This window comes from Methanobacterium spitsbergense (assembly GCF_019931065.1).
GTDB classification, from domain to species: domain Archaea; phylum Methanobacteriota; class Methanobacteria; order Methanobacteriales; family Methanobacteriaceae; genus Methanobacterium_B; species Methanobacterium_B spitsbergense.
In genome coordinates this window covers 182,270-196,580 of record NZ_JAIOUQ010000003.1, presented here as the reverse complement: position 1 = coordinate 196,580, position 14,311 = coordinate 182,270, and the positions used below count along the sequence as shown (strand labels likewise).

Sequence of the window (14,311 nt, the reverse complement as noted above, 5' to 3'; positions counted from 1 at the left end):
ATACTGGAAATCGAACTATGCGGCATTAAAATGAGAAGTCCTACAATGTTAGCTGCAGGAATACTGGGTAGCGCTGCATCATCACTTAATTGGGCCGGTAGAAGTGGTGCAGGGGCTGTTGTAACTAAATCGTTTGGTTTGAATCCTAACAAGGGATATGCAAATCCTACAACGGTAGAGGTTACGGGAGGAATTATCAATGCTATTGGCCTATCAAATCCTGGTGTTGCTAACTTTAAATTAGAGCTTGAAAAGCTGGATAAATCTGTTCCGGCCATAGCCTCTCTGTATGGTGCCAACCAATACGAGTTTTCTGAAATAGCATCAGAGGTTGAAAATCTAGTGGATGCCATTGAGCTCAATGTATCATGTCCACATGCAATGGGTGGATGCGGATCGGCAATTGGACAAGACCCACATTTAACTGCAGATATGGTGAGAACTGTAAAGAAAAGCGTAAAAATTCCTGTTTTTGTCAAATTAACCCCAAATGTAACAGATATAGTTGAAATTGCACAATATGCTGAGGATGCAGGAGCAGATGCTTTGACAATGATAAATTCAGTTGGACCTGGAATGAAAATTGATGTGGAAACAGGAATACCCATATTAAAGAATCGTTTTGGAGGATTATCTGGACCTGCCATAAAACCTATTGCAATTAGGTGTGTTTTTGATGTTTTTGAATCTGTAGACATTCCTATTATTGGAGTGGGTGGTATAGGAGATCATAATGATGTGCTTGAATTTGTATATGCTGGTGCAAGATGTGTTCAGATCGGTACTTCTATAATGTACGAAGGTATGGATATTTTCACAAAGATAAATAACGGGCTTAGAAGATTCATGGATGAGAAAGGGTATGGTTCTTTAGATGAGATGGTTGGAATTGCCCATGATTGAATACATTGTGGATGTTAACAGGTTGATAATATGAATGTTCCTAAGATAGTTAAAATAAAACAAATAATAAATGAATCTCCCACAGTTAAAACATTTATCTTTGATTGGGCTGTGAAAGATGAAATTCCGGGCCAGTTTATGATGATTTGGAATTTTAATGATGAAAAACCCATGTCAATATCGCTTATAGACCCTGTGAAAAATGAGATAGGAATATCCATAAGAAATATAGGCGAATTTACTAACCAAGTCCATAATCTTCATGAAGGAGATGAATTGGGATTGAGGGGGCCATATGGTAGAGGATTCCATATTGCTGGTTCAAAAATCCTTGCAGTAGGTGGAGGTATTGGTATGGCACCGGTAATAGCATTTTGCGAAAAAGCAACCAGAATGGGGATTGAAGTACATATTATAAGTGCGGCTACCACCAGTAATGAATTGCTTTTCAGTAGTAGAATTGATAGATCGGGAGCTAAACTATTAACATGTACCGACGATGGAACCTCTGGTTTCTGTGGGTTCGGAACAGATCTTGCTGAAAAGACATTATCAGAAAATGATTATGATATGGTAGTAAGTTGTGGTCCCGAGGTCATGATGAAAAAACTCTTTGAAATTGTTGAAAATTATAGAATTCCTGCACAGTTTTCAATGGAAAGATATATGAAATGTGGAATGGGTTTATGTGGTCAGTGTTGTGTTGATAATGTTGGTTGGAGAGTATGTGTTGAAGGACCGGTATTTTGGACAGATGAACTTAGAATGATAAGTGAATTTGGTCAATACAGAAGGGATTCATCCGGTGTGAAACATAAAATTCCATGAGATCAGATTTTTTTGCACCAAAATTTGGAATATTTTTTTTATTAATCAAACTTATATTCATTGGAAATTATACTAATCTCTCTAGACTTATATTCATAAAAGAGTGGAAAAAATGATTAATAATATTAAAAATAATTTAACATCTGCAATTTTTGTAATTATAATCCTTGTTATATTCTCTGCGTTAGTTTTGACACCGATGCTCAGTATGATTATACTTGGAGCTATATTTGCCTATGCAATACGTCCACTGTCAAATAGAATGGAACCATATCTAAAGTACAAGTCTATTGCAATATTTGTAGGCATGATAATAGTAATAATTCCCCTAATCGCAATTATAATACTGTTTATCAACACCATCATCGCATCAACACCTGCATTTGTTGCATTTGTTAAAACCCTTAATTTGGGTAGTATAAACAGTACTAACATACAAAATTATCTTCCAATTCAACAATATATTCCTGCAGAAAGTACATCTCCAGTTGTGACATCGGTAATTAATTCCATTTATTTAGGTGTAGAAGACATTCTTAGAGGTCTCACAGAATATTTATTAGGACTTTTGAAGTCAATTCCAACTGTTTTACTCCAGCTTTTCATATTTTTTGCATCTACATTTTACTTTGCAAGGGATGGTGATAGAGTATGGGATTATTTGGATTACATGGTACCAGAAAATAGAAAACACTATTTTAAAACGTTAATAAAGGAAACTGACCGGGTTTTAAAGAGTATATTCTTTGGACATTTTGTTACAGCTACAATAACAGGAGTTGTTGCAGGCATTGGATTTGCATTATTAGGTTATCCATATGCATTATTCCTTGGAACATTGACTGGATTCTTTCAGTTAATGCCAATTGTTGGGCACTGGCCTACCCTTGTGGGTCTTGCAATCTATGATGCCATCATTGGAAACTACTTTAGGGCAGTGGAAGTTATGTTATTGGGGGTTTTGCTTAGTTTGATGGATATGTACATTAGACCAAAACTCGCAGGTAAATATGCGGATATCCATCCTTTAATATTCCTTCTAGGATTTTTATGTGGGCCCCTTGTGTTGGGTTTGGTTGGATTTATTATTGGTCCTCTAATATTGGGTGTAACTTACGCTGCAGTAGTTGCCTATAAAAAGGAAAATCAGGACAAACCTGTAGAAAAAATTGTAGAAACTAATGTGGGTAGGAAAATTAAAGAAAAAGATCGTTGAATTTCAAAAAAGTAAAAAAAAAGGTAAATGCCCTGGTTAATCAAGCTTTATTTCCAGGGAATTAGCATTTATTGTGTGTGTATTTCCATTTATATCCTTAAAACTAACTCCAAAACCGCCTATGAAGAATGGGTTGGAAACTGTTGCATTGGGATCAAAATCTTGTTGAACCTCTTCATCAGTTGGTATGTGTACTGTGTACTGGAAATTCTTGGTTTCATTTGGTTTTAAAGTTCCAATTGTATTTTCAAAATTCTGATCAATGACCTTTACATTGAAAACTTCACTGTTACCTTTGTTAGAAATACTGTAACTAATTGTTACATTGTCTCCTTTTTTGGCTGTAATAGGCCCTGTTTGATTTGCAACCACATTAATATTAGTTGTTTTATTGGATGTGTTGGTTGTAGTGTTATTTGCTGTTGTGGTGTTATTAGTTGTTGTTGAATTACCCATATAATTAAAGGCTACAACTCCTGCCACTAACAAAACAATTACAATCACTATTAATGCAGATATCCTTTTATCCATAAAACACCTCCTAATGATTTATTATATTTTGTAATTATTTTAGTAATTATTTATTTATCTTATAAAACAATCCATAATAAATTAAATTAATATATATTAACTAAATTTAACTTGTTTATCCCTTCCAATTATTTCATCAAATTCAAGACCTTTATCAAATGCAAGGTCTAGATTCACACGGTAGTTGTTATTTTTGGTTATATACAGATCTTCAAGACAAATAAATCTCCATTTTTTTCTTAGAAACTTTACACCAATATAGGGTTTAGCACCAAATATATCAGCAAATTCTTTGAGTCCATCTATTTTCTCTGAATTTATATATATTCTTTCTAATGAAGTCGATTTAACCTCTATAGCTAGATATGTGGCCCCATTGCCAGCTATAACATCTGGAAGAGGTTTTTTTGTTGCTCCTCCCGAAGCTGGTGCTCTCATGGCGGCACAGTTAGCATCCCAAAGCATCTTTACAAGTTCTCTTTCTTCCCTTGATCCTGTTTTACTCATTATATCATGATTCCTGAAATAGTAACAGATAAAATTATCTTATAAGTAAAAATTAGCAAATAGACCGAAATTTAAACCACTTCATAGCTCTCTATATTAGCCGCGTGGAAGGTACCATTTTGATTTGGACTTTTAATCCATTCGATTCTGGCATTTTTGATAATGATTCTCTTGTTAGAAAATATTATATCAATGTCAATACCAGATCGGCTTTCTTCTGGATCGCTGGTCACAAACCTTGAAAAGGTCCCTGTATAACGGTATCTGTTCTTCACGAACCATTGTATTAAATTTACACCATCCATGTGCCCTATTCTTTTACCTTCATGCATTACATCACATTTATAGGAACCACATGTTTTTTCCATTATTATCATGGATACTCCAACAGATAGAATATATTACAAGATATTTTTTATTCTTTCGAACATTCTATAAGTATTTTTCCAACTTATTTCATCCAAAAAATAAATCAAAACAGTTTAAAGCAGAAAATACAGTTGAATTTAAAATGAATTTTAAAAAAATATAAGCTATTATATGTAAAATTTAGAGGCCGGGGCCGAGATTCGAACCCGAGTCGCGGGATCCACAGTCCCGTAGGATAACCACCTACCCCACCCCGGCACATTAAATAAATATCTATGTAACTATAACAGCTAAGAGTGCAGGGGCAGGGATTCGAACCCTGGTAGGCCTACGCCAACAGGTCCTAAGCCTGTCCCCTTTGGCCAGCTCGGGCACCCCTGCTATACCCCTTGCATTATTCAATCATATATGGGGCAATATATGCATTTTTAAAATTTAACAATGCTCCGTCCGGGATTCGAACCCGAGTCTTCGGCTCGAAAGGCCGAAATGATTGGCCGGACTACACCAACGGAGCAAATTTTACATACAAATTTATTTTTATTTTTAATTTAATATATATCTGGATGGGCCCAATGGGATTCGAACCCATGGCCGCCCGGTTATGAGCCGGGCGCTCTACCAGCCTAAGCTATGGGCCCATAGCGCCGCCGACAGGGCTCGAACCTGTGACCAATCGATTAACAGTCGAACGCTCTACCTACTGAGCTACGGCGGCTGATGCTGAGTAAGACCTACAAACTATTATCTAGGGTTTGCAATAATTTAAAACATAGCACACCAAGATGTATTCTTAAGGTTGACATTTATCCTATATAAAGGTTGCGGATGAAACAATTTATCTGATGAAATTGTTTTTGGAGGGATGTTTCACTTCTATTTAAAGTTTCAATTAAAAATATTTTAATATTACCCAAACAATAAATTCCGAATTGTTTTTATAAATTTATTAGGTTTAATAACACCTAATATTATTCAAAACACTGTTAAAACATTATATTCATTTTTAAAGATTATATAACCCATATAAAATATTATATTAATATCCATTTAATATTTAAAATATTAAATCTCAAATCCTAGGAATTTATATTGATTGTAAACTTATAATTAACTATAATATTTAATGATTTAAACACTATTTTTATGTTAAAGGTATAACAATGAACCTTATCAACAAGATCAAAAATCATCAGACTATTGAACTTCTTCAAGATGCAAATAAAATCACTATTGCAGAACATGGAAAACAAATCACATTAGAAAGGGCAATTTTTCTTTCATGGTGGTGTGATAAAGGCGATTGTGCATTTTGTTATATGTCATCGCAGAAGCCCAAAATTAAAGAGCCAGAAAAAGCCCGTAGAAAAGTTGAATCCATACTTGCAGAGGCAGAAATCACCCGCAGAATGGGGTGGAATATAGAATTTCTTTCGGGGGGATATGGATCATTCAAAACTCCTGAGATAAAAAATATTGCCAAAAAAATATTTTCAATAACTGGAAAACCAGTTTGGTTAAACCTTGGAATAACCAAGGAACTTGAAATATATGGTGATGAAATAGCAGGAATAACAGGGGCTGTTGAAATTGCAAACCCAGATCTTCATCAAAGTATTTGCCCTAGTAAGTCTTTAGAGGATATAATTGAAATGCTGGAGTTGGCAGGTGAATTTGGGTTTAAAAAAGCAATCACAATAATATTGGGCCTAGGAGAAAAACCAGAGGATACAAAATATCTTTGGAATCTTATTGAAGAAATGGGAATTGACAGAGTCACATTCTATTCATTGAATCCTCATAAAGACACCATATATGAAAATTCACCACAACCTGCATCATTATACTATGCAAATGTGGTAGCTGCAACAAGAATAAAATTTCCACTTTTAGAGATAGTTACTGGTACATGGATAGATAATCTTGCCAACATAGGGCCACTGATTCTTGCAGGCGCAAATGGCCTAACAAAATTTCCATTGTTCAAGATGTATGGAACTAGATATGGTAAAAGAGTTGAAGAAGAAGTTAAATGGGCAGGAAGATATCTACAAGGAACCTTTACAGACCTTGAAATATTACAGGAATCCAATGTTCAGCATGCAGATCTTGAACCATTTATAAAAAGATATATAGATGGCATTACTAAGAATGTGAAAAAATAATTGAATAACTAATAATTGAACCCATTAAGAAATTTATGATTTAAGTGGATACCAGATAATAATAAATAATTTTAAAATATACTAGCTTAAACTCCATATTAAAAATTTATATTTGGAATTGATAGTTATACTTATTTCAGTATCAAAACCATTTTTAAATAGTTAGAAATTCAATAAAATTATTTTATAGATACTGTGTAAATTAAATATTGTATTATTATGATTCGGATAAATCTATTTAAAATAAAAATATTTTAATTTAATACAATTTAGATACATCACTACACTGGAGGAATAACTATTAAGATGAAATGCGGACTGGAAATTCATGTTCAGCTTGAAACTGATTCCAAATTATTCTGTACATGTCATACCAATTATAAGGATGCTCCTGCTAATTCAAATATTTGTCCTGTATGTTTGAACCAGCCTGGAGCAAAACCATACCCCCCAAATAAAGCAGCTCTTGATGGTGCTATTAAGATCGCTTTAATGTTGGGTTGTGAAATATCACCTGAAGTAACCTACTTCCAGCGTAAACACTATGATTATCCTGATCTTTCATCTGGCTACCAGAGAACATCTATACCTATAGGGGACCAGGGAGAACTGAATGGAGTAAGAATTTATGATGTTCATATTGAAGAGGATCCTGGTCAATACAAACCCGATCTTGGAATTGTTGATTTTAACAGATCAGGGATACCACTCATTGAAATAGTTACAGAACCAGATATGAAGTCTCCTGAGGAAGCTAGGAAATTTCTGAGAGAATTGATCAGAGTGTTAGAATACAGTGGAAGTGCGCGTGGTGAAGGAACAATGCGTGCTGACGTTAATATATCCATTGAAGGTGGAAAAAGGGCAGAAATAAAGAATATAAATTCAATAAAAGGTGCTTACAAAGCATTACAGTTTGAAATGGTACGCCAGAAAAACCTTCTTAAAAGAGGAATTGAGATAAAACAGGAAACAAGAGCATTTTTGGAATCGCAGATGATTACTGTTCCAATGCGTCTAAAAGAAGAAGCAGAAGATTACAGATACATACCTGATCCAGATCTTCCCCCAATGCTAGCTGAAAAGGATAGAATTGAAACAATACGCAAGGAAATGCCTGAACCCTCTCATATTAAGACAGACAGATTTGTTCGTGAATATGGGATCAGTAAAGATAATGCTAAGGTCATTACATCTGAATTGGATCTTGCAGATGCATTTGAAGAAGTTGTAAAGTCTATAGATCCAGAATTTGCTGCTCTTTGGATGAGAGATGAACTTAAGCGGGTGATTTACTACAACAAAATGAACTTCAAGGAGAGTGAAATAACGCCGGCACAAATAGTTGATCTCCTTCAAATGCTTCAAGATAAGAAGATCACGGCCAAAGCAGGTAAGAGGGTCATGGAGAAACTTCCTAAAAATCATGAAATGCCCTCCCAGATCGCGGAAAAATTAGGGTTAACAGGTGTTGTTGATGAAGATATTGTTCTCAAGGCAGTGAAACAGGTTGTAAATGAAAATCCAGAAGCAGTTTCAGATTATTATGAGGGAAAGAAAAATGCTATGAACTTCCTTATAGGTCAGGTAATGAGAATTACACGCGGAAAAGCAGATCCTGGTGAAACTCACAAGCTTTTAGAGGCAGAACTTAAGGAATAACTTTCTGATATTTTTCATTTAGAAATTGTTTTCAGAAAATTAGATAAAATTCTTTAACAACATAATGACAAATAGAATATAGACTTTCAAATAATTAAAAACCCTTAACATTCTTTAATTTGGGAAGATCAGGCCATAGAATGGCAAGAAACATAATTAACATGGTTCTATGGCATCCTGGAATGGAGATCAACGAAATTAAAATAACTTACATACATAGAGGTGCTCCAGGAAATCTTAAACAGATCAATGGAAATTCCATTGAAATAATAGAAAGGGGATTTTTAATATTGAGGGAAGGAACTCAAATTCCATACCATAGAATAGTAAAAATTGAAAATAAGAATAAAATTTTATATAAAAAATAATTCTAAATTTATAGGAGATTTTTAATGACGAGCTCAGCTCTTGTGAAAGATTACATGACTAAAGAAGTTATCACAGTAACTCCAGAAACTCCTAACGAGGAAGTAATAATGCTTATGAAGGGAACTGGACACGATGGATTTCCAGTCAGAACCAATGGTGAAGTTATAGGAATGGTAACAGCCTTTGACCTTCTCCTTAAAGAATGGTTACCCTATGTTAAAGACATAATGTCAACAGACATCGTTGTTGCAGACCATGAAATGCCCATAAATGATGCCGCAAGAGTAATGTTTAGAATGGGAATATCTAGACTTCCAGTAATTGATAAGGATGCAAAACTGGTGGGAATTCTTACAAATACCGATATTGTACGTTCACATATCGAAAGATCGACCCCCATGAAAGTCGAATATTTCAAAAAAACCTTGGAACAGCTCTACGAAATAAAAACCAAAGTTGTAAGAAAGAAAGTTCCAATTGATAAGGTGAGACCTACACAGGACAAAATATATGCCGATGAACTTCAGGGAAGAACTTATGAAATTAAAAGAGGTCTTGCAGAACCAACAATAATTGCACAATCTGGAGACAGATATATACTAGTAGATGGACACCATAGAACTGCAGCAGCACGTAAACTTGGATGTAAAGATATAGATTCTTATGTAATTAAGCTGGATAAAGATATCCACCTTGGACTTGAAAAGACAGCAGATAAGAATGGAATATTCTCATTCAAAGACATTGAAGTCATAGACGATGCTCAGCACCCTCTAATTGCAATCACCAGCAGTCTTCGAAAGGAGGCCAGAAAATGAATAACAATAAAGACGCAATAATAAGAGAGGTTTATAGTGTTTTGGAGAAAAGGCGTGATCAACCAATTGATTCTTACACATCTAAGATCATGATGGACAGCGATAAATGTGCAGAGGACAAGATACTAGAAAAGATAGGCGAAGAATCTGCAGAACTGATAATTGCATCCAAAAACAATGAAAACCTGGTCTATGAAGCAACTGACCTGATTTTCCATACTTTACTCCTTTTAGTTTACAAAGGAGTTGATATTAATGAATTATACACAGAATTTGAAAGAAGAAGGGATTAAATTAATTTTTTAATTCAATGTGAATAAATAACTTTTTTTGAGGGGTTCTAAATGCTCTATCGTAATCTTGGATCAACTGGAGAAAAAATATCTATATTGGGTTATGGTTGTATGCGTCTTCCAGTTAAAAATGGACAGTACAATAATGTGGATAGTGTCAATGCAATTCATTTGATTCGTAAAGCCATAGATAATGGTGTTAATTACATTGATACTGCTTATCCGTATCATAATGGTCATAGTGAAACTGTAATTGCAGATGCGCTTAAAAATGGCTATAGAGATAAAGTTTTTATTTCTGATAAATTACCTTCGTGGTTAATCCAAAAAAGGGAAGATATGGACCATTATCTTCAAGAACAGCTTGAACGGCTTCAAACGGAACAAATCGATTTTTATTTGCTGCATTCTATTAAGGAAGATTATTGGTCCAAATTAGAATCTCTAGGAGTTTTAGAATTTTTAGATGAGGCTGTAGCAGATGGAAGAATAAAATATACTGGTTTTTCATTTCATGGGGAACTAGAATTATTTTTTGATGTTATTGACTCCTATAATTGGGATGTATGTCAAGTACAGTATAACATTGTTGATGAGAATTATCAGGCGGGAATAGAAGGAATACGTTATGCGTCGAGTAAAGGTGTAGGTGTGGTAATAATGGAACCATTAAGGGGAGGAACATTGGTAAAAACCATACCTACCGAAGTTCAAGATATATGGGACGAATCACCAGTTAAAAGAAGTCCTGTTGAATGGGCTTTGAAGTATCTTTGGGATAAAAAAGAAATTAATGTAGTTCTAAGTGGTATGAGTAATAATAATGACCTTGATGAAAACCTGAAAATTGCTGAAGAAGGATTCACCAATTCACTAACACCCGATGAGAAGGAGATTATCAAAGAAGTTCGAACAGTTTACAGATTTAGAAAACAGGTTGATTGTACTCAATGTGGTTACTGTATGCCCTGTCCACAAGGAGTGGATATACCTGGAAATTTCCTGCAGTTGAACCATTCATATATGTTTCAGGACACTGAAAACGCTAAAATGAATTATTATATGTTATTAAAAGACAATGAAAGAGCATCTAAATGTAATAAATGTGGAGAATGTGAAAAATTATGTCCCCAAATGATACCAATTCAAAGTACTCTTGAAACTGTTCGTAAAACTTTTGAATAATTTCATTCCTGATTTTTTATTTCATCCACAAATCTGTCTCTGATTTCAACAGGTTCCATTGGAATAACAGGCACATTTGCATTCCCTTTTTTAACCTTAAAATGGACAAATATAGGTCCTTCTGATTTTAAAACTTCTTCTAAATTCATTTCTGTATTGTTTTTGAAGAAAAATATGGTTTTAAATCCAATAGCTTTGGCAACTTTTCCAAGATCAACTGTTGATGCATATGTACACTGGGATCCTGTTGAACCGTAGCATTCATTGTCCAAAACTATTAATATTAAATTTTTAGGGTTTTGATTGAATATTGTAACTAAACTTCCTAGATTCATTAGAACTGATCCATCTCCATCAAAGACTATCACTTTCTTGCTAGTTGAAATCGCTAATCCAAGACCAATTGACGATGCAAGTCCCATTGAGCCCAACATATAAAAATGAGTAGATGAGTCTTTCACATGGAAGAGTTCCCTTGAAGGGAATCCAATATTGCATATAACCAGTTCGTTTGTTAATTCGGATGATATTTTTTGGATGGCTTCTATTCTTTCCATTTTTACACTACCAGAATTTAATATCCAAGAGTATACCTACAGGGGTGCCTTTTGTTTTTGCAATTTGCCATGCTTTTGGGATAATATTTAAAGCATCATCAGGAGTTTTAGGATTGAAATATGGAATTTCCAGGGCATCCAAAACCTTTGGTGTTGCTTTTCCCATTGGAATTTGAGCACTCATGAATTCCCCTTCAGTGCCTCTGTGGCTCATTATTATCATAACAGGCAGTTTATAAAGTTCAAACAATGATGCAAGCACATTTACAGAGTTACCCAGCCCTGAATTCTGCATGAGCATGGCTGGGGATTTACCGCCTATAAATGCACCAGCGCAGATTCCAAACCCTTCTTCTTCCCTTGTAACAGGCACATGTACTATGTCCTGGTCTGAATCTACCATCTTCATTATCTTACCCAAATTAACACATGGTAATGATACCACAAAGTCTATTCCAGATTTTTTTAGTGCATTGTAAACTGCTTCACTACTGTCCAAATAAAACACCTATTTAAATTTTGATTAATTTGTAATAATCTGTATATATTTATTTAGTTATGAATTTTAGGAAATCATTCTTTTATTCCTAATTTTAATAGATTAACAATTTATTAAAGGGTAAACCCTTGGATTTAGATTAGGGTTGAAGGTTAAAGCTAAATTTAAGAATAAAAGTACTAAGTATCCAAGAAATAGAAAAGAAACATGATTATCTTTTTAATCATGCTTTTAATTTAAACTGGTGATAACATTGTAACATAGTTTATAGTTATCTAATTTTCTAGAAATTATCTTGGGTTTAATTAACTAAGATAGATTCCAGATCAAAGGATACTTCCTTCGATATTGCTATGATCTGATCCATAAGGACGTTGTCAATGGCAATTCCATTTTCTTTGCGATCTTTTATATTCCTGACTTCCATATCTCCAGGAATGAAAACATTTCCAGATCCTTTGACTTCATTTATGAATTCATCAACTTCTTCTTTAAATGTATCAATGTCCGAGAACTTTGAAGGATCCAAAGCCATAACAAGATCTCCTTTTGTACACATTTTCTCAGGGTTAGCTGTTCCTGTAACTTGTTTGCCAAATGCTGCTCTAACAAGTGGTCCAGCAAGTATTTCAATCATAAATGATAATGCATAACCTTTGTGTGCTCCAAACGGCAATATTGACCCTTTAAGGGCGGCTTCAGGGTCTATGGTTGGGTTTCCATCCACATCAAGAGCAACATTTTCAGGTATCATTTCTCCTTTACGCTTGGCTTCTAAAAGTTTTCCCCTTGCAGAAGCAGATGTTGCCATATCAACTGATACATAATGTTTATTAGAAGGAATTCCTATTGCTATTGGATTTGTTCCAATAATTGGTTCCTTCCCACCAATTGGTGCAACTGCTGGTTCTGTATTTGCAATAACAATTCCTATCATGTCTTCCATTATTGCCATGTCTGAGTAGTATCCTGCAACACCGAAATGGTTTGAATCATGCACACCTACAACTCCGATACCTGTTTCTTTTGCTTTTTCGATAGCAAGTTCCATTGCAGTATATGTAACTACATGACCAAATTTATGATTACCGTTTATAAGAGCCATTGATACTGTTTCATTTTCAATGTTTACTTCTGCTTCAGGATCGATAGTCCCTGCTTTTAGGCCCTTTAAATATTGTGGAAACCTTCCAATTCCATGGGAAGAAAATCCTTTGAGATCAGCATCAACTGTTACATCTGCTACAATGGTTGCATCATCATCTGCAACATTTAAATTTTTTAAGATCCCTATTATGATTGCCCTTTCCTGTTCTGCTGTTATATTCATTAATACACCTTCTAATTATTTATAATGTGATAATATTTTCTTGGAACGTTTTAATTGTAACTTTCTCCTTTGAGTCCTCTTTAACTCTACCAATTAAATAAGCATGATTGTATTTTTCTAAAGTATTTATTGTCTTTTCTTTATCTTCAGCCTTTACAACTACAATAAAACCTATCCCCATGTTAAAAACACGATACATTTCTTCTATTGGGACTCCAAGCGAATGTATTGCTTGAAATATGGGTTTGGGTTCTGGAAGTGCTTCAATATCATAACTCATCCCGTTTTTAAGTCTTTTAAGATTTGTGAAACCTCCACCAGTTATATGTGCAAGTCCATGAACTTCCACATCTGTTTTTAAAAGTTCCATTATAGGTTTTACATAGATAATAGTTGGTTTAAGCAGTTCTTCCCCCACCGAAATTTTAGGATCAGTTGGGAGTATATCATCGATATTAAAACTGTTTTCTTGGAAGAAAACCTTTCTTGCAAGGCTGAGGCCGTTACTGTGAATTCCACTACTCTCAATTCCAATTAAAACATCACCATCTGCAATATTTTCACCTGTAATTATGTTATTCACATCAACGATACCTATTCCTGTTCCGGCAAGATCAAAGTTGCTAACTATTTCAGGAAGGCTGGCAGTTTCACCACCTATCATTGCTACTTTGGCTTGATTACATCCTTCTCTAAGACCTTCTCCTATCTGTTCAGCTATTTCTGGGTCTGGTTTTTCAACAGCAAGATAGTCTACCATTGCTATTGGTTCTGCTCCAACACAGAGAATGTCATTTACAACCATTGCAATGCAATCTATTCCAACAGTGTCATATTTTTCCATCATCTCAGCCACTAATATTTTGCTTCCAACCCCGTCTGTGCTCATTGCTATGGCTCTGTCTCCAAGTTTAACAAGGGCTGCAAAGTGTCCTGAGTCTGTAATAATGTCTCTATAATTGAGGGTTTCCTTCAGTTTTGAGATTAGTGCTGATACTGTGATCTCTTCGAGACTGATGTCAACTCCTGATTCTGAATAGGTTACCATTAAATCACCAAAAAATTTTTTAAAACAACAA

Annotated in this window: 16 protein-coding genes and 5 tRNA genes; 9 read left to right on the top strand and 12 right to left on the bottom strand. The window is 34.6% G+C overall.

Translation table 11 applies throughout. The features are described 5' to 3' along the window. From K8N75_RS02150 to K8N75_RS02140, 3 genes are all read left to right on the top strand, one after another. Positions 1–903, top strand: a complete 903-nt coding sequence (locus K8N75_RS02150) for a dihydroorotate dehydrogenase (RefSeq protein WP_223790961.1) — start codon at positions 1–3, stop codon at positions 901–903. Between the two features lie 30 nt (positions 904–933). Further along, positions 934–1,731, top strand: a complete 798-nt coding sequence (locus tag K8N75_RS02145; protein WP_223790507.1) for a dihydroorotate dehydrogenase electron transfer subunit — start codon at positions 934–936, stop codon at positions 1,729–1,731. A 112-nt stretch (positions 1,732–1,843) separates the two neighbouring features. Beyond that, positions 1,844–2,947, top strand: coding sequence for an AI-2E family transporter (locus K8N75_RS02140; protein WP_223790506.1), 1,104 nt, complete (start codon positions 1,844–1,846; stop codon positions 2,945–2,947). A gap of 36 nt (positions 2,948–2,983) precedes the next feature. On the opposite strand, the gene K8N75_RS02135 is transcribed toward K8N75_RS02140, so the two are convergent. The 8 genes from K8N75_RS02135 to K8N75_RS02100 form a co-directional block, all read right to left on the bottom strand. Beyond that, positions 2,984–3,478 carry a hypothetical protein gene (locus K8N75_RS02135; RefSeq protein WP_223790505.1) on the bottom strand — a complete coding sequence of 165 codons (495 nt, stop codon included), beginning with the start codon at positions 3,476–3,478 and terminating at the stop codon, positions 2,984–2,986. Between the two features lie 96 nt (positions 3,479–3,574). Continuing rightward, complete coding sequence (gene hjc / locus K8N75_RS02130; protein WP_223790504.1) at positions 3,575–3,985, bottom strand: Holliday junction resolvase Hjc; 411 nt, start codon at positions 3,983–3,985, stop codon at positions 3,575–3,577. A gap of 71 nt (positions 3,986–4,056) precedes the next feature. Next, complete coding sequence (locus tag K8N75_RS02125; protein ID WP_223790503.1) at positions 4,057–4,362, bottom strand: hypothetical protein; 306 nt, start codon at positions 4,360–4,362, stop codon at positions 4,057–4,059. A 177-nt stretch (positions 4,363–4,539) separates the two neighbouring features. Continuing rightward, positions 4,540–4,612 (bottom strand) — tRNA-His (locus K8N75_RS02120). Positions 4,613–4,651: 39 nt separating this feature from the next. Continuing rightward, positions 4,652–4,735: transfer RNA gene (locus K8N75_RS02115), tRNA-Leu, on the bottom strand. A gap of 61 nt (positions 4,736–4,796) precedes the next feature. Then, a tRNA-Glu gene (locus K8N75_RS02110) sits at positions 4,797–4,871 on the bottom strand. 50 nt (positions 4,872–4,921) lie between these two features. Then, positions 4,922–4,995: transfer RNA gene (locus tag K8N75_RS02105), tRNA-Ile, on the bottom strand. A 4-nt stretch (positions 4,996–4,999) separates the two neighbouring features. Beyond that, positions 5,000–5,072 (bottom strand) — tRNA-Asn (locus K8N75_RS02100). 445 nt (positions 5,073–5,517) lie between these two features. Between K8N75_RS02100 and K8N75_RS02095 the strand changes: the two genes are divergently transcribed. The 6 genes from K8N75_RS02095 (at position 5,518) to K8N75_RS02070 (ending at position 10,846) form a co-directional block, all read left to right on the top strand. Beyond that, positions 5,518–6,519, top strand: coding sequence for a radical SAM protein (locus K8N75_RS02095; protein WP_223790502.1), 1,002 nt, complete (start codon positions 5,518–5,520; stop codon positions 6,517–6,519). Positions 6,520–6,825: 306 nt separating this feature from the next. Continuing rightward, entirely contained in the window at positions 6,826–8,181 is a 1,356-nt protein-coding gene (gatB, locus tag K8N75_RS02090) for an Asp-tRNA(Asn)/Glu-tRNA(Gln) amidotransferase subunit GatB (RefSeq protein ID WP_223790501.1), read from the top strand. Between the two features lie 140 nt (positions 8,182–8,321). Then, positions 8,322–8,549: a DUF504 domain-containing protein gene (locus K8N75_RS02085; protein ID WP_223790500.1), complete on the top strand. Its 228-nt coding sequence runs from the start codon at positions 8,322–8,324 to the stop codon at positions 8,547–8,549. Positions 8,550–8,573: 24 nt separating this feature from the next. Next, positions 8,574–9,368 carry a CBS domain-containing ParB/RepB/Spo0J family partition protein gene (locus K8N75_RS02080; RefSeq protein ID WP_048191682.1) on the top strand — a complete coding sequence of 265 codons (795 nt, stop codon included), beginning with the start codon at positions 8,574–8,576 and terminating at the stop codon, positions 9,366–9,368. After that, positions 9,365–9,661: a phosphoribosyl-ATP diphosphatase gene (hisE, locus tag K8N75_RS02075; protein WP_223790499.1), complete on the top strand. Its 297-nt coding sequence runs from the start codon at positions 9,365–9,367 to the stop codon at positions 9,659–9,661. The genes K8N75_RS02080 and hisE overlap by 4 nt, the downstream gene beginning before the upstream one ends. A 51-nt stretch (positions 9,662–9,712) precedes the next feature. Next, entirely contained in the window at positions 9,713–10,846 is a 1,134-nt protein-coding gene (locus K8N75_RS02070; protein WP_223790498.1) for an aldo/keto reductase, read from the top strand. A gap of 2 nt (positions 10,847–10,848) precedes the next feature. On the opposite strand, the gene comE is transcribed toward K8N75_RS02070, so the two are convergent. The 4 genes from comE to purM form a co-directional block, all read right to left on the bottom strand. Then, positions 10,849–11,403, bottom strand: a complete 555-nt coding sequence (comE, locus tag K8N75_RS02065; protein ID WP_223790497.1) for a sulfopyruvate decarboxylase subunit beta — start codon at positions 11,401–11,403, stop codon at positions 10,849–10,851. A 7-nt stretch (positions 11,404–11,410) separates the two neighbouring features. After that, positions 11,411–11,902: a sulfopyruvate decarboxylase subunit alpha gene (comD, locus tag K8N75_RS02060; protein ID WP_223790496.1), complete on the bottom strand. Its 492-nt coding sequence runs from the start codon at positions 11,900–11,902 to the stop codon at positions 11,411–11,413. A gap of 301 nt (positions 11,903–12,203) precedes the next feature. Further along, complete coding sequence (comC, locus tag K8N75_RS02055; protein ID WP_223790495.1) at positions 12,204–13,232, bottom strand: L-sulfolactate dehydrogenase; 1,029 nt, start codon at positions 13,230–13,232, stop codon at positions 12,204–12,206. 19 nt (positions 13,233–13,251) lie between these two features. After that, positions 13,252–14,280: a phosphoribosylformylglycinamidine cyclo-ligase gene (purM, locus tag K8N75_RS02050; RefSeq protein ID WP_223790494.1), complete on the bottom strand. Its 1,029-nt coding sequence runs from the start codon at positions 14,278–14,280 to the stop codon at positions 13,252–13,254. Positions 14,281–14,311 lie beyond the last annotated feature (31 nt).